This is a genomic window from Williamsia soli (genome assembly GCF_017377795.1).
Taxonomy (GTDB): domain Bacteria; phylum Actinomycetota; class Actinomycetes; order Mycobacteriales; family Mycobacteriaceae; genus Williamsia; species Williamsia soli.
Map to the genome: position 1 here is coordinate 404,485 of NZ_JAFRDR010000004.1, position 15,547 is coordinate 420,031.

Here is a 15,547-nt window from a genome sequence, read left to right on the forward strand (position 1 = left end):
CGATACCTGGCAACCAGGAATCGCACGCCTACGCCCCGCACACTGAGGAGAATCCATGACCGCATCGAACGACACCGCTGTGCAGACCGAGACAGAAGCGCCTGCGCACGGCGTGATTCTCACCGATGCCGCTGCTTCCAAGGCCAAGGCCCTGCGCGAGCAGGAGGGCCGTGAAGAACTCATGCTCCGTATCGCCGTCCAGCCCGGCGGCTGCGCGGGCCTGCGCTACCAGCTCTACTTCGACGACCGCAATCTCGATGGCGATCTGGTCGTGGAGTTCGACGGAGTCGGCCTCGCAGTCGATCGTATGAGCGCTCCGTATGTCATGGGAGCCAGCATCGACTTCGTAGACACCATCGAGAAGCAGGGTTTCACGATCGACAACCCGAACGCCACCGGCAGCTGCGCCTGCGGCGACTCGTTCAACTGACGCCTGAACCTCTCACCAGGTAGCTCGACCCCCGCACCGCAAGGGACCGCATCCAAGTTCTTCGGATGCGGTCCCTTTGGTTTCGATATTCTTTACGCGCGCACATCCGGTGGGGCCCACCGGGGGACACCCGGCCCCGAAGGTAGCGTTGAGCCATCTGTCAGGTGACAAGAAAGGTTCTTCTCCGTGGCCATCGCCATTTGTGGATCCATCGCGACCGATCATTTGATGCGCTTTCAGGGGAAGTTCTCCGAGCAGTTGCTCGCCGAACACCTGAGTCACATCTCCCTGAGCTTCCTCGTCGAGGAATTGGTGATCCGCCGGGGCGGCGTCGCCGGCAACATCTCCTACGCCATGGGCGTCCTGGGCGGATCCCCGTTGCTCGTGGGTTCGGTCGGTAGCGATTTCGACGACTATCGTCGCTGGCTCGAGGGCCACGGGGTGGACACCCGCGGGGTGCGGGTGTCGGACACCGCGCACACCGCCCGGTTCATGTGCACCACCGACGACGAGATGGCCCAGCTCGCCAGCTTCTACGCGGGCGCGATGAGCGAGTCGCGGGAGATATCGATCTCTGCCCTGGCCTCGGAGTTCGGCACACCGGATCTGGTGCTGGTCGGTGCAGACGATCCCGACGGGATGATCGCGCACAGTCGCGAGGCCCGAGAGCTGGGTATCCCTTTCGCGGCTGATCCGTCCCAGCAGCTGGCGCGACTCGACGGCGAGCAGGTGCGAGACCTCATCGAGGGCGCGGCGTTCCTGTTCACCAACGAATACGAGTGGGGTCTGCTCCGGCAGAAGGCCGCGCTCAGCGAGGAGCAGGTCGCCAAGACGGTCGGCTTGCGCATCACGACACTCGGCAGCGGAGGCGCAGAGATAGTCGAGGCCGACGGCTCACGCACCCACGTCCCGGTGGTGCCGGAGACGGCGAAGGTGGACCCGACAGGTGTCGGTGACGGATTCAGGGCCGGGTTCCTGGTGGGTAACGCGGCGGGACTCAGCCACGAACGTAGTGCTCAGCTCGGATCCATGGTCGCGGTCCTGGTTCTCGAGACCGTCGGCACCCAGGAATGGGTGTGGGATCGCGCGTCGGCACTGACCCGCCTCGCCGGCGCCTACGGGGACGACGCGGCTGCGGAGATCTCGGCCATCCTTCCGGCGTAAACGCCACACGCGCCGCCAATACGAAGACGCGCCACAAATATGTGGCGCGTCTTCGTATTCGTGGCGCGTGTTCGGTGGGGGGTCAGAGTTTGACGGGGTAGCGGTGATCTTCGATCGCCGGGACGATCGTGCCCTCGACGAAGATGCCGTGCCAGATCATGAACACCAGGACAGTCCACAGTCGTCGACTGTTGTCGACGGTGCCCTCGCGGTGTTCGGCCAACATCGTGCGCACTGCATCCTTGTCGAAGATGTGGTCGGTCTGCGAGTGATCGATGGTCTGATGTGCCCAATCGTAGAGTTCGGTGCCGGCCAGCCAATGCCTCAGTGGCACAGGAAAACCCAGCTTCTTCCGGTGCAGGACGTGGGCCGGGACGATTTGCTCGAGGGCCTTACGCAGTGCGTACTTCGTGGTGCCGTGCGAGATCTTCTCGTCGAATGGCAACGCTTCCGCGACCCGCATCACCTCCGGGTCGAGGAACGGCACGCGTAGTTCGAGCGAATTGGCCATCGTGATCTTGTCCGCCTTGACGAGGATGTCCCCGCGCAGCCAGGTGAACAGGTCCAGATGCTGCATCCGGGCCACCGGATCCCAGCCCGCGGAGATCGCGTAGATGGGGGCGGTGACGTCGGTGTGAGTCCACTCGGGCCGAAAGTCCTTGAGTACCGCACGGAGTCGAGCGTCGTCGAAGCTCCTGGCGTTGCCGTAGTAGCGCTCCTCGAGGGTCATCGACCCGCGGTGCAGGAGGCTTTTGCCGCGCCTGCCCTCGGGGAGTCGGTCCGACAGGCGGCCGGCGGCAGCCCGCAGGCCACGGGGGAGTCGTTCGAAGGGCTTGAGCGACAACGGCTCCTTGTAGATCGTGTAGCCACCGAACAGTTCGTCGGCCCCTTCGCCCGAGAGCACCACCTTGACGTGCTTACGCGCTTCTCTGGCGACGAAGTACAGGGGTACCAGTGCCGGGTCGGCGACCGGATCATCCAGGTACCAGACGATCTCGGGGATCGCGGCCGCGAACTCGGCGGGACCAACCACCTTCACCACGTGCTTGGCGCCGATTGCGGCGGCCGACTCCGCAGCGACATCGACCTCGGAATACCCCTCGCGCTCGAATCCGGTGGTGAAGGTGATCAGGTCCGGGTTGTGCTTGATCGCCATGGCGGCAATGGCCGTGGAGTCGATGCCTCCGGACAAGAAGGATCCGACCGTGACGTCGGCGCGCATGTGCTTGGCCACCGAATCCAGCAGAGCCTCGGCGATCTCGTCGTAGCGCGCCTGCTCGCTGCCCTTGGTGAAAGGGCGGACCGCGAATTGTGGCGTGAAGTAGCGGTAGACCTTCGGGAGCTGGCCGGGACGCAGTGTCGCGTAGCTGCCGGATTCGAGCCGCCTGATGCCCGCGTGCAGCGTTTCCGGCTCCGGAACGTACTGCAGGACGGTGTAGTGCTCGATGGCGCGGTTGTCGAGTGCGTCGGTGACGCCGACCCTGTCGATCAACTCCAGCAGGCTCTTCTTCTCGCTACCGAAGACCGTGCCGCCCGACCCCGACGCGATGAAGAGCGGCTTGATCCCGAACGGATCGCGAGCGAGGAACAGCGAACGCTCGACGGTGTCCCAGAGGGCGAACGCGAACATCCCGCGCAGTCGCGACACCGCGTCCGGACCCCAGTGATGGAAGGCGGCGACGATCGCTTCGCCGTCCCCTTCGGTGCGGAACTCGGCGCCCTCGTCGCGAGCCAACTGGGCCCGGATCTCGAGGTAGTTGTAGATCTCGCCGTTGAAGACCAGTGCGTACCGCTCAGGGGTCTCTGGAGGGCCCCAGCGCAGCGGCTGGTGTGAATGCTCGATGTCGATGATCGAGAGCCTGTTGAAACCGAAGACGACGTCGTCGTCGTTCCAGGTTCCCGGCTCATCCGGACCGCGGTGGCGCATGCAATGCGATGCCGCGGCCATGAGTTCGGCTGATTCTCCCGCTGACGCGTCGCTGGACAACAGACCTAGCAGACCACACACGAAAAATGCCTCGATTCGTCCTGGGAGAACACGCGGAACACGCCCGAGTATGCCGCAATCAGGGGTTGCTCTGCCCGTCCGGCCTGCCAAGGGGTGGACCAAGAACCCGGGCGACGGCGCGTTCGCAACCCAACTACGAATGTTGCTGTCGCTTGGTCTACGCTGCGTAGTACACGAGCTACCAATCGTGGGTGGCTGTGTGGCTGTTTCCAGTCAGAGGGCAGGGTAGGAAGGCGTGAAATTGGCACACGGTGGGCGACCTCCGGCATCGGCTACGCGTCAGCACCGCGGACGTCGAATCAAGCAAGTCAGCGCAGCCTTCTTTCTAGGCGTCGGCGCTCTTGTGTTGTCGAGCTGCAGCGCTGAAGAAGCATTGCGGTTCGGCTGGCCCAAGGGCATCACGCCTGAGGCAGAAGACATGCGGCACCTCTGGACGTGGTCGGTCATCGCCGCCCTCGTGATGGGTGTTCTGGTGTGGGGTCTCACGTTCTGGACCGTCACCTTTCACCGCAAGAAGCCCGGTGGTGACGAGTTCCCCCGGCAGACGGCATACAACGTCCCGTTGGAGTTGACCTACACGGCCATCCCCTTCGTGATCATCGCGGTCCTGTTCTACTTCACGATCATCGTGCAGAACGATGTCGAGGGTAAGCAGCCCAATCCCGATGTCGTCGTGGACGTCACCGCCTTCCAGTGGAACTGGAAGTTCGGATATCGCACCGTGACCAAGGCGGACGGCAAGGTCTACAACGGATTCGAGAAGGACGGCAGCCCGTACGACGCACAGGTCGCCGAGCCCGATCCGACCGAGGAAGAGGAAGCGCACAGCGCTCCAGACGACCAGAAGAACAACGTTCGCAACTACCTGAAGTTCGACAAGATCGAGACGATCGGTACCTCTGATGAGATCCCGGTGCTCGTATTGCCGACCGGTAAGCGGATCGAGTTCGAGATCGCTGCGGCCGACGTCATCCACTCCTTCTGGGTGCCTGAGTTCCTGTTCAAGCGCGACGTGCTGCCTTTCCCGAAGCAGAACCACACGGACAACCGTTTCCAGGTCAGCTCCATCGATCGTGAAGGCGCCTTTGTCGGCCGGTGTGCCGAGATGTGCGGCACCTACCACTCGATGATGAACTTCGAGGTCCGTGCGGTGAGCCCGGATCAGTTCGAGGACTACATCGACTTCCGTGAGGCCAACCCGAACGCGACGAATGCTCAGGCGCTCGAATCGATCGGACAGACGCCGACGGCGATCACGACCAAGCCCTTTGATACCAAACGCGGCACCCAGACAGCGTCGAACTAGTCAGCCAGGAGCTACGAGATGAGAATTGAAGCGCGGCTCTTCGAGATCCTTACCGGGTTCTTCTTCCTGGTGGCGGTCGCGTACGGACTGGCCACCGGATTGACGAGCAAGAATGTCGAGTGGGTCGGTGTGACAGGTCTGGTCATGACAGGTGGCCTGACCTTGATCATCGGAACCTACTTCCGTTTCGTGGCCCGCCGGGTGGACATCCGCCCAGAAGACTACGAAGACGCTGAGGTGGCCGACGGATCAGGCGAATTGGGCTTCTTCAGCGCAGGCAGCTGGTGGCCGGTGCTGATCGCTCTCGGCGCCGCGACTTTCGCTGTCGCGCTGGCCATGGCGAACTTCTGGCTCGTGGCATTCGCTGCGGTCTGCATCATCGGTGCAGTGGCCGGGCTGGTCTTCGAGTACCACGTCGGGCCTGAGAAGCACTGATACACGCACCCTCTCAGCTCCCAGGTCTGCACCTCGACGTGCAGCACACCTGGGAGCTGAGTGCTGTCCGGGCCACCGAGCTCAGAGCGCTCTTGGACCTGGCGTTCGCAGGCGACTTCGCCGACACAGACTATGACCACGCCCTCGGTGGGGTGCACGTGTTCGTCACCGACGCCGCCGGCACGATGGTCGGGCACGCCGCGGTTGTCGCCCGGTCGATGATGATCGACCGCGCGCCACGCCGAGTCGGCTATGTGGAAGCCGTCGCTGTGGATCCGGGCCGGCAACATCAGGGGATCGGCGATCAACTGATGACCGCGATCGAGCGAGTCATCGTGGGGGCCTACGACTTCGGTGCCCTCAGTGCCAGCCAGGCCGGACTGCGGTTGTACCGCTCTCACGGGTGGCGCCCCTGGGAGGGGACGGTGTCGGCGATGACACCAACGGGGGTGATTTCGACGCCCGACGACGCGGACAGCGTATTCGTCTTCGGGGGTCCTCAGCCTGCCATCGGTGAGCTGACGTGTGATTGGCGCTCAGGCGACCTCTGGTGACCTTCTCGCCTGAGCGGGTCCTTGGACTCCCTCAGGTCGACGCTGCGCAGGAGACCATGTGCAGCAGTGGAAACGGACGCCCGTCGGCGTCGATCTCAGACCGTCCGACGGTCACGAAACCGTGGCGCCGATAAAAAGCGACCGCATCGGGGTTCTGTTCGTTGACATCGAGCTCAAGTCGCGGGATTCGGTCGAGCGCCTCGCCGAGGAGCGCGCCACCTATGCCTCGGCCGCGGTGGTTGTCGTCGATGAAGAGCATCTCGAGCCTGTTGCCGTCGGTACCCGAGAACCCGACGGCCCGACCACCGGTTCTGGCGACGCGTAATGTGACCGCCGGGAGGTAACTGTCGGCCACCTTCGGCGCGTAGAAAGCGATGTCATCGTGCGTCAGGAACCCATGGGTGGATTCAACTGAGCGCCTCCAGATCCTGGCAAGCGCGGGAAACTCTGCCGGGTCGTGACAGCTGACAATTTCGATGGTGCTCACGAATGCACAAGAGTAACAACGGCACGGTCGGCGTGCATAACGGCACGGTCGGCAGCTGAAACGGCACGGTCGACGTGGGGGAGGGGAGCGCCCGTCTTCCGTAGGCCGGGGACAAAAAAGACCGGCCTGCAGAGTGCAGACCGGTCTTTCTCTCATGTACTGATCAGTCGATGAACGGGTCTCCGCCACGCTTCTGGAGTTCGCGCAAAGCCTCGTGCTCCTTGTGGTGAGCCTTGGCTTCGAGCTCCACGTTCTTCTGCTGCTCCTCGGGAGGGTCGGCCAGCATCAGCGAGCCGGTACCGGGGGCACCTGCGGATCCGAGCTTGTTCATTCGCTTGGGCAGAGCCGCACCCTCGTACGGCAGCGGGATCGGGTGGCCATGGTCGTCGACCGGCCCGAGTGGCTGGTGCAGCTCGATGAACTCACCGTGCGGCAGGCGCATGATGATGCCCGTTTCGATGCCGTGTTCCAGCACGAACCGGTCACTGCGCTGCAGGGCGAGAGCCCACCGGTAAGCGATGTAGTAGGCGAGTGGCGGGATGATGATCAACCCGATACGACCCATCCACGTGGTCGCGTTGAGGGATACATGGAACTTCAACGCGATGATGTCGTTCATACACGAGATCGTCAGGATGATGTAGAACGAGATCGCCATTGCGCCGATACCGGTACGCACCGGTACGTCGCGCGGACGCTGCAACAGGTTGTGGTGCGCCGTGTCGCCGGTCAGTCGCTTCTCGATGAATGGATAGGCGAAGAGTATTCCGAACACGATGCTCAGGACCACAACCACCCAGAAGATGGCTGGGATCGTGTACGCGTTGCCGAAGTAGATCTCCCAGGCCGGCATCAGTCGGGCCAGACCGTCTGTCCACATCATGTAGATGTCAGGCTGAGAACCTGCGGACACGTGTGCCGGGTTGTACGGTCCGAGCACCCAGACCGGGTTGATCTGCAGCACGCCGGCCATGATCGCCAGGATGCCGAAGGTGACCGCGAAGAACGCACCGGACTTGACCGCGAAGACCGGGAGGATGCGAACACCGACCACGTTCTTCTCCGTGCGGCCCGGGCCGGGGAACTGGGTGTGCTTCTGGTACCAGACCAGCGCCAGGTGGGCACCGATCAGAGCCAGGATGATTCCTGGGAACAGCAGCACGTGCAGGATGTAGAGCCTCGGGATGATGATGTCGCCGGGGAACTGGCCTCCGAAGAGTGCCCAGTGGATCCAGGTGCCCACCACGGGGATACCGAGGACGATGCCCGACATGGCGGCGCGGACGCCGGTGCCCGACAGCAGGTCGTCGGGGAGCGAGTATCCGAAGAAGCCCTCGAACATCGCCAGCACCAGCAGGAAGCAGCCGATGATCCAGTTGGCCTCACGCGGACGCCGGAAGGCGCCGGTGAAGAAGATGCGGGCCATGTGAATGATGATCGACGCCGCGAACAGCAGGGCTGCCCAGTGGTGGATCTGGCGGACGAAGAGCCCACCGCGCACCTCGAAGGAGATGTTCAGTGTCGTCTCGTAGGCCTTTGTCATCATGACGCCGTTGAGCGGTTCGTAGGCACCGTTGTAAGTGACCTCGGACATCGACGGATCGAAGAAGAACGTCAGATAGACGCCCGAGATCAGCAAGATCACGAAGCTGTAGAGGGCGATCTCACCGAGGAGGAATGACCAATGGGTCGGGAAGACCTTGTTGATCTGACGGCGCATACCTGCCGCGAGGTGATACCGAGAATCTACTTCCTCGGCCTGCTGTCCGATCTTGCTCATGGTCGATCCTTCCCCTTCCCGCGTTCCCAGAACGCGGGGCCTACGGGTTCGATGAAGTCGCCGGCGGCCACCATGAAGCCCTGCTCGTTGACCGTGATCGGCAGCTGCGCGAGCGAGCGTGCAGCTGGGCCGAAGATGGGCTTGCCGTATTCAAGGGCGTCGAACTGTGACTGGTGGCACGGGCACAAAATACGGTTCGTTTGCTGCTCGAACAGTGAAGTCGGGCAACCGAGGTGCGAGCAGACCTTCGTGTAGGCGTAGTAATCGCCGTAGTTGAAGCTCTCCTGGCCCTGACGCTTGATCGCTTTGGCAGCGTCGTTGGGGCGAAGGCGGATCAGCATGACGGGGTTGCTGATATAACGCAGGCCTTCGATCAACTTGTGCCGTGATTCTTCGGTCTCGCCGGTGCCGTCCGAAACCCGCCACGGGAACACGGTCTCCATACCACCGGCGTCGATGTCCTCGGGACGTACCAGCACGACGGACATCGGATTACCGGTGTCGCGGCGTAGGAAGATGGTCTCGTTCGGGTTCTCCGGGGGGTTGTAGATCGGTGACCAGCCCGTGTGCCACAGGGGCGAGTTCTTACCCTCGGCCCAGGGGTTCTTGATGATGCCGCCGAGGAGCGCAACCACGCCGGTGACCGCGAAGGTTCCGAGACCGAAGAGTCCGGCGCCGATGATCATCTTGCGTCGCGGCAGGGTCGAGGTGTTCAACGAATCGCCCAGCTCGGCGACGATCGTCTTCTTGTCGGTCTCGTTGGAGCCACCGTCGTGACGGTCCTGGACCGAGATCTCCTCGGGGATGAACTTCTTCGTGAACTGCACGGCGCCGATGCCGATTGCGAGAATCGACAGACCGAAGGTGATGCCGAGCAGCGGGGTGTTCAGGAGGTAGGCCCGGTAGTTGTCGCCTCCGGGCATCACGAACTCCCATTGGTTGAACAGGAAGATCACGAAGCAGGCGATGGCCGAGATGCCCGAGAGGGCGAACCAGAAGGCGACGCTGCGCTCAGCGCGCTTCTCGGCCTTGGTACCCGGCTCGGGGAACCGCTCGCGGCGATGGATGACCTCTACGCCGTCGAGGTTGGTACCGAGTTTGACCAGCTCATCGTTGGTCATCGCATCGAGCTCGTCCTGGGTGGGAGCTGCCTTTTGTTGATCACTCATGTTCGAGATCCCATCCACATCGCGGCGGCGACCACAGCCACTACGCCGATGACCCACATCGCCATGCCCTCGGATACCGGGCCGAACCCGCCGAGCCCGTATCCACCGGGGTTGCCCGAGGTGGTTGCGTACTTGACATAACCGATTATGTCGCGTTTTTCCTGATCCGTCAGTTGCCGGTCGGAGAACTTGGGCATGTTCTGCGGGCCGGTCAGCATGGCGGTGTATATCTCTTGCTCGTTCGGGGCGTCCAGCGCGGGGGCGAACTTGCCCGACGAGAGGGCGCCACCACGACCGGTGAAGTTGTGGCACGAGGCGCAGTTGAGGCGGAACAGTTCGCTACCACGGCCGATGTTGTCGCCGCGCAGCTCGCCCTGCTCGATGACGGGATACCCGTCTTTGAAGATCACGTTGCCTTCGGCGTCCTTGGCGTAGACGACCTGGGGTCCGCCACCGACCGACTGGATGTACGCACCGAGCTGGTCGATCTGAGCCTGCGTGAACTTGGCCGGCTTGCGCACGATCTGCGCCTCGCCGCGAACGGCGGGCATGCGGCCCGACGAGACCTGGAAGTACACGGCTGCGTCACCGACGCCGACGAGGGACGGACCGCGTTCGGCCACGCCTTCGAGGTTCGCGCCGTGGCACGTGATGCACGACGTCTCGTAGAGCTTCTTGCCGTCCTGGATGAGTGCCGCGCTGGACTCGCTGTCGGCCTTGGCGACCTGCGGGTCCGGCGTGATTGCACTCGCCAGACCACCTGCGACGACGAGTCCGGCCAACAGCAGCAAGATTCCTGATGCGCGACGGCGCAGTTTGCGACGCGACTTGGCTTTCTTCGCGTCTATCCGGCCTGCACCCTCGCTCAGGGTGCCCGGGGCCGAATCCCCGGGTGAGGTGGGTGGGGGAGATGAACTCATCTGTATCTCTCTGCTTAGCGGACTGACTTTGCCTGGGCTGAAGATCGGTCTCGGCGCGTTACCGGATGAAGTAGATGGTTGCGAACAGTGCGATCCACACGATGTCGACGAAGTGCCAGTAGTACGACACGACGATCGCAGCGGTTGCCTGCGCCGGGGTGAACTTGCTGAGCCTCGTACGGATCAGCAGGAACACGAAGGCGACGAGTCCACCGATGACGTGTAGGCCGTGGAAGCCGGTGGTGATGTAGAAGACCGACCCGTAGGCGCTCGACGAGAGCGTGGTGCCCTCGTGGACCAGGTGGTAGTACTCGTACGCCTGTCCGGCGACGAAGATCGCGCCCATGATCAGGGTGATCGTGTACCACCGGCGAAGGCCGAACACATCGCCGCGCTCCGCGGCGAACACACCGAGCTGGCAGGTGACCGAGGACAGGATCAACACCGTTGTCACGGGGATCGCCAAGGTCAGATTGAGCTCGGTGGGCTCCATCGGCCAGTTGCCGTAGTTTCCGGCCCGCGCGACGAAGTACATCGCGAATAGTCCGGCAAAGAACATCAGCTCGCTCGAAAGCCACACAATCGTGCCGACGCTGACCATGTTGGGTCGGTTCAGCGAGTGCACGCGCTGGGTGATAGCTGATCCTGTGGGTGCTGCAGCGCTAGTCACCCCAGAAGTATGACGGTTCGTAGTAACCCCTGACTACTTGGGTCCAGGTTTTTTTTCGGGCGGATACGCAGACCCTGGTAGGGGGCGGCAAAACCCCAGGATTCGGCGTGTCCCGGACATGCCAAACCGGCACCTGGGAGGCTGATGGGGTGGCACGTGACGTGAACGGGAACCCGATCGAGGCATCGCGGTGGAAGCAGTGGACCTCGCGACTGGGTGGCAACCGAAAGCCCAACGCGGAGTTGTCCGTCGACGATCCGGAGCTGGTCGTCACTGCGGAGAGTTTTGACGACAGTGTCGCCGCGTCGACGACGTTGTCCGATTCGGCATGGCGCGAAGACGAGCAGTCGGTCCTGCGCCATATTTTGGTCGTGCCTCCCGGCGCTGTTCAGAAGGCCGTCGAGCTGGCGGCGCAGGACCATTATCGACGTGTCCCGGTGCCGGCCCAGGCGTCCAGGGGGATCGATGTCGAGGGTGAGTTGTTCGCGCTTGCCCGGGTGCAGCTGATCGATGCCCTGCACGTATCGCAGGAACGGTCGCGGATGGCCGGATTGGCGCAGCGGCACGGTGGCACGGTGCTGGCCTGGCAGGTGTTGCAGCCACCTCGATAGGCTCTGGGCCGTGACCCATTCCGATGCGCAGGCCCGCACGTGGCCATTGATACTCGGTGCCCTCTCCGCCGGCCATGATCTCGACGTGGCCGATGCGGAGTGGGCGATGAACGAGATCATGTCCGACAGTGCCACCTCGGCCCAGATCGCGGCGTTCGGGGTGGCACTGAAGATCAAGGGTCCGGTCTCGGCGGAACTGCGTGGTCTGGCGGCGGGGATGCTCAGTCACTCCACCGTCGTACCGACCTCGGTTCCTTGCATCGACATCGTCGGGACGGGCGGGGACCGGTCCAACACGGTGAACATCTCCACCATGACCGCTGTCGTGGTGGCAGCGGCCGGGGTACCCGTCGTGAAACACGGGAACCGCGCAGCGTCCTCCAAGAGTGGCGGCGCCGACGTCCTCGAGGCCCTGGGCGTCAAGATCTCCCTGACCGCCGATGGTGTCGCCCGGTGCGTCGAGCAACTCGGTATCGGGTTCTGCTTCGCTCCGGTCTTTCACCCCGCTTTGCGCTTCACCGCTGCGGCCCGCAAGGAGATCGGTATCCCCACCGTCTTCAACGTCCTCGGGCCGCTCACGAACCCGGCTCAGCCGAGTAGCGGGCTGGTCGGATGCGCATTCGCTGATCTCGCGCCGGTCCTCGCGCAGATCTTTGCCGAGCGCGGACATTCGGTGTTGGTGGTGCGCGGTGATGACGGTCTCGATGAACTGACCACAACCGCGACGTCGACGGTGTGGCAGGTCGCGGGCGGCACAGTACGCAGGCAGGTGGTCGACCCGACCACCATCGGGCTGGCCCGCGTCGAACTGTCGGCCCTGCAGGGCGCCGATGCCGAATACAACGCCCGGGTCGCCCACGAGCTGTTCTCCGGGATGACCGGTCCGGTGCGCGACGCTGTATTGCTGAACGCGGCAGGGGCATTGACTGCCTACCGGCCCCGCCCCGACATCGATCTCCACATACAACTGCGGGAGCAACTGACCGTGGCGGCCGCTGCCATCGATTCAGGTGCTGCAACGGCACTGCTGGCCGACTGGGTGCGGCTGAGCAACTCTCTGTAGAGGTCTATTCGCCGATCGAGAAGCCCGCGTCGATGTCGGCGCTCGAATAGCTCTTGAAGGCGATGTGCGTCGCGCTGTGCTTGACGCCGGGCAGCCGGTTGATGCCCGCGGTGACGACGTCGGCGATGTCGCTGTGTTCGCGGACCCGGATCTTGGCGATGAGGTCGACGTCACCCGCGCACGAGAACACCTCTGTGACCCCGGCGATGTCGGCCACCGCCTGCGCGGTCTCCGGGATCTGATGAACATCGGTCTGGATCAGGACGATCGCGGTAATCATGCGTCCAGACTAGTGCCGCGAGATGCCGGTGTGCGGGGGCCGGCGGCCCCGCCGCGGTGCGACAGGACGGGCACTGGCACGGGTGCTGGAGAGCTCCTTCGCCCGGGGGAATCGTGTTCCGCGGTCTCCCGCAGGGTTCGGTGGGCCGAGCCGACCATCTCCCGCCACTGTGTCCAGCGGGCGCCACCATGCAGTGGAAGGCTCAGACCGCTTGTGGCGCAAACGATCCTGACGCCGGGTGTGGTCAGCCAGCGATAAATCAGCGCCACTTCCTCGTGCGGGGCGCCGTGGAGTGGGCCGGGGTCGGGGATCACGGTCTCGGCGGCAGCCGCGAGCGCGGCGACAACAGGCATCGGCGGGACCCCGCGCGCTGCGACACCCGCACTGGCCAGGCGGCCGTGGCGGATCACGGCGAGTTCCCAGCCGCCGCTGCCGTCCGGACCCGCCGCCACCAGTTCGGATATCCGGGCGAGGGCGGCCAGTCGTTGACACCGTTCGAGTTGTCCCACCAACTGGTCGAGTCGGTCACGCAACCGCGCCGCGTTCTCGAAGAGTTCGGCGTCCGACAACGCCATGAGGCGATCGAGGGCAGCGCGGACGGGGGTATCGGTCCGTCCGGTGAGCAGGCCGGCGGTGATCTCGGCGCGGGAGGAGTATTGCGGCGCTGACAACGGCGTCGCCGTCGCGCCGTGACATCCGCCGACCAGTCGGCGCCCGTCCGGGCCGACCTCGCACGTGTGACTACCACCGGCCTTCAGGGCGGTTCGGCAGGTCCGGAGCCCACAGCTCTCGGCGATGAGGTCGGCGACGTCGTAAGCGACCGCCCTCGAACGGAAGGGACCCAGAGCGACCGCGGACGCGTTGCGGCTGATCTTGAGCCGGGGGAAGGCCTCGTCGGTGAGGCAGATCCACCACCCGAGGTGGGGGAATTTGGATCGTCGGTTGTACGGCGGCGCGTGAGCGCCGAGCAGTCGCAGTTCGCGAACGCCCGCCTCGAGTCGGTGTGCGCATTCGACGTGATCGACCCGGGTGGCCAGCGCGACCATCTCTTTGATGCGCGTACGGCTCTCCGAGCCGGTGAAATAGCTGCGCACCCGTCGTCGCAGATCCACAGCCGTACCCACGTACAGGACCTCGTCCGAGGGACCTCGGAACATGTAGATACCTGGGCCAGGCGGCAAATGTTCTGCCAGTACTCGTTTGTCACGGGTCTCCTTGGGTACCCCGGGCAAATAATCGAGGAGATCGCGAAAGGATTCGACGCCCAGATTCCCCACGCGTTCGAACAAGCGGTGCATCACCTCGACGGTGGCGCGGGCGTCGTCAAGGGCTCGATGGGTCGGCCGCGTCTGGACCCGGAACAGATAGGCCAGCGCGGACAACTTCACAGTGGGTGCTTCGTCCTTGGTCAGTACGCGGCGGGCCAACTTCACGGTGCACAGCACCCGACGGAATGGCCAGGGGTGGCCCATGGCGGTGGCAGCGGCTCGAAGGAACCCGGTGTCGAAGCCGGCGTTGTGAGCGACGATGACCGCGTCCTTGGCGAACTCGAGGAACGCCGGGAGTACCTCTTCGATCGTGGGCGCTTGATAGACCATGGCCTCGGTGATCCCGGTCAGCCGAACGATGTGTGGCGGAATCCCGCGCTGCGGGTCCACGAGGGTGGCGAACTCGCCGATCAGCTCACCGCCGCGCACCTTCACCGCTCCTATCTCCGTGATGCGGTCGTGGGCCGAACTGCCGCCCGTGGTCTCCAGATCAACCACTACGAACGTGATGGACCGCAGCGGCGCGTCGTCCGGGTGGCTCAGCGCGGGATCTTCGAACGAGAGCTGAGTCCCATTGGCCTCATCGGTAACACTCACCCCACGAACACTAGTTCGAAGCTCTGACACATACACGCGCACCGCGCTGTGGGCGGTGATCCGGGCCACGCGTACGCCGTCGTGACAGCGACCGAAAAGGGTTGTCGGACGGTGCCGCTAGCGTCCGGGGCAATGGATCAAAAGTTGGCGATCCGGCCTCAGGGAAAACCCTGAGGGCCCCCTAAGAGGGGTCGGCGACCGAATGAGACGGAGATCACAATGCTTCTGGACTGCAGCACCTGCCCGGGCCGACACATCGCCTGCGACGACTGCATGATGACCGTTTTTTTGGGGCCTGTCGGGGTCCCGAGCAGCAAGAACTCCGAAGTTCGCTGTGATGAATTCGTTATTGACGACGCGGCCAACATCGACGCGGCCATCGCACTGTTCAGTGCGGCCGGCATGTTGTCGAAGGCTGACACACACGATCACGTTCGTCGGATCAACGCAGGTAAGGCCCCATTAGTTCCCGAAGAAGGGGCTCATTTGTGGGCCATGTGAGGCGACACGCCGCAGGCTCCTCTGTCGTCCCCCTAGTGGACACGGGCCACCACCGTTTCGTAACCTTCCTGAGACCTTACGAAAGCGTCCCCTCCAACCGGAGAGGATCGTGAGGTCGCCGCTCAATCACCTACCAAGGTGAGCCGGGGAACCACTGATGTCGACCACAAGTCACATCCGGGGTGAATCCCACCGGACCCTGAGGCCGAAAGGATCTCGGGGTTCAACGGGTAGGGCCATCTTCCGGCCCGAATCCGACAGCTAACCCGGTCGGCGGACAGGGAAGAAACAAGGAGACCTCGCT

Annotated in this window: 16 protein-coding genes and 1 riboswitch; of the genes, 8 read left to right on the plus strand and 8 right to left on the minus strand. The window is 63.9% G+C overall.

What is annotated here, in order from left to right:
* Positions 1-55: 55 nt before the first annotated feature.
* Together J3S28_RS13885 and J3S28_RS13890 are read left to right on the plus strand one after the other, a co-directional pair.
* Complete coding sequence (locus J3S28_RS13885; RefSeq protein ID WP_084837109.1) at positions 56-430, plus strand: HesB/IscA family protein; 375 nt, start codon at positions 56-58, stop codon at positions 428-430.
* 186 nt (positions 431-616) lie between these two features.
* Complete coding sequence (locus tag J3S28_RS13890) at positions 617-1,594, plus strand: carbohydrate kinase family protein (RefSeq protein ID WP_207841313.1); 978 nt, start codon at positions 617-619, stop codon at positions 1,592-1,594.
* 82 nt (positions 1,595-1,676) lie between these two features.
* On the opposite strand, the gene asnB is transcribed toward J3S28_RS13890, so the two are convergent.
* The gene (gene asnB, locus J3S28_RS13895) at positions 1,677-3,602 is read right to left on the minus strand and encodes an asparagine synthase (glutamine-hydrolyzing) (protein ID WP_207841314.1); all 1,926 of its coding nucleotides are present in this window, start codon (positions 3,600-3,602) and stop codon (positions 1,677-1,679) included.
* Between the two features lie 298 nt (positions 3,603-3,900).
* On the opposite strand from asnB, the gene ctaC reads away from it, so the two are divergent.
* The 3 genes from ctaC to J3S28_RS13910 are packed head-to-tail and all read left to right on the plus strand — an operon-like array spanning position 3,901 to position 5,897.
* Positions 3,901-4,908, plus strand: coding sequence for an aa3-type cytochrome oxidase subunit II (ctaC, locus tag J3S28_RS13900; RefSeq protein WP_307797139.1), 1,008 nt, complete (start codon positions 3,901-3,903; stop codon positions 4,906-4,908).
* 18 nt (positions 4,909-4,926) lie between these two features.
* Entirely contained in the window at positions 4,927-5,343 is a 417-nt protein-coding gene (locus J3S28_RS13905; RefSeq protein ID WP_084893060.1) for a cytochrome c oxidase subunit 4, read from the plus strand.
* A gap of 38 nt (positions 5,344-5,381) precedes the next feature.
* Positions 5,382-5,897, plus strand: a complete 516-nt coding sequence (locus tag J3S28_RS13910) for a GNAT family N-acetyltransferase (protein ID WP_207841316.1) — start codon at positions 5,382-5,384, stop codon at positions 5,895-5,897.
* Positions 5,898-5,928: 31 nt separating this feature from the next.
* On the opposite strand, the gene J3S28_RS13915 is transcribed toward J3S28_RS13910, so the two are convergent.
* The 5 genes from J3S28_RS13915 to ctaE all read right to left on the minus strand — a co-directional run bounded on the left by J3S28_RS13915 (position 5,929) and on the right by ctaE (position 10,923).
* The gene (locus tag J3S28_RS13915) at positions 5,929-6,384 is read right to left on the minus strand and encodes a GNAT family N-acetyltransferase (protein WP_307797118.1); all 456 of its coding nucleotides are present in this window, start codon (positions 6,382-6,384) and stop codon (positions 5,929-5,931) included.
* 163 nt (positions 6,385-6,547) lie between these two features.
* Entirely contained in the window at positions 6,548-8,164 is a 1,617-nt protein-coding gene (gene qcrB / locus J3S28_RS13920; protein WP_207841318.1) for a cytochrome bc1 complex cytochrome b subunit, read from the minus strand.
* Positions 8,161-9,333 (minus strand): cytochrome bc1 complex Rieske iron-sulfur subunit, encoded by a 1,173-nt coding sequence (gene qcrA / locus J3S28_RS13925; RefSeq protein WP_207841319.1) that lies wholly within the window; start codon positions 9,331-9,333, stop codon positions 8,161-8,163. Before qcrA ends, qcrB begins: the two co-directional genes overlap by 4 nt.
* Positions 9,330-10,253 carry a cytochrome bc1 complex diheme cytochrome c subunit gene (qcrC, locus tag J3S28_RS13930; RefSeq protein ID WP_207841320.1) on the minus strand — a complete coding sequence of 308 codons (924 nt, stop codon included), beginning with the start codon at positions 10,251-10,253 and terminating at the stop codon, positions 9,330-9,332. Before qcrC ends, qcrA begins: the two co-directional genes overlap by 4 nt.
* 58 nt (positions 10,254-10,311) lie before the next feature.
* Positions 10,312-10,923 carry an aa3-type cytochrome oxidase subunit III gene (ctaE, locus tag J3S28_RS13935; protein WP_081729571.1) on the minus strand — a complete coding sequence of 204 codons (612 nt, stop codon included), beginning with the start codon at positions 10,921-10,923 and terminating at the stop codon, positions 10,312-10,314.
* Positions 10,924-11,072: 149 nt separating this feature from the next.
* On the opposite strand from ctaE, the gene J3S28_RS13940 reads away from it, so the two are divergent.
* Together J3S28_RS13940 and trpD are read left to right on the plus strand one after the other, a co-directional pair.
* Complete coding sequence (locus tag J3S28_RS13940) at positions 11,073-11,534, plus strand: hypothetical protein (protein WP_307797120.1); 462 nt, start codon at positions 11,073-11,075, stop codon at positions 11,532-11,534.
* A gap of 10 nt (positions 11,535-11,544) precedes the next feature.
* Positions 11,545-12,597, plus strand: a complete 1,053-nt coding sequence (gene trpD / locus J3S28_RS13945) for an anthranilate phosphoribosyltransferase (RefSeq protein WP_307797122.1) — start codon at positions 11,545-11,547, stop codon at positions 12,595-12,597.
* A 4-nt stretch (positions 12,598-12,601) separates the two neighbouring features.
* On the opposite strand, the gene J3S28_RS13950 is transcribed toward trpD, so the two are convergent.
* Together J3S28_RS13950 and J3S28_RS13955 are read right to left on the minus strand one after the other, a co-directional pair.
* Entirely contained in the window at positions 12,602-12,877 is a 276-nt protein-coding gene (locus tag J3S28_RS13950) for an Lrp/AsnC family transcriptional regulator (RefSeq protein ID WP_084837096.1), read from the minus strand.
* A complete protein-coding gene (locus J3S28_RS13955) occupies positions 12,874-14,742 on the minus strand; it encodes a DEDD exonuclease domain-containing protein (protein ID WP_307797123.1) in 1,869 nt (622 codons plus the stop codon). The genes J3S28_RS13950 and J3S28_RS13955 overlap by 4 nt, the downstream gene beginning before the upstream one ends.
* Before the next feature lie 219 nt (positions 14,743-14,961).
* On the opposite strand from J3S28_RS13955, the gene J3S28_RS13960 reads away from it, so the two are divergent.
* Positions 14,962-15,243 (plus strand): hypothetical protein, encoded by a 282-nt coding sequence (locus J3S28_RS13960; protein ID WP_207841322.1) that lies wholly within the window; start codon positions 14,962-14,964, stop codon positions 15,241-15,243.
* Between the two features lie 109 nt (positions 15,244-15,352).
* A riboswitch (cyclic di-AMP (ydaO/yuaA leader) is annotated at positions 15,353-15,534 on the plus strand.
* The last annotated feature ends 13 nt before the right edge of the window (positions 15,535-15,547 follow it).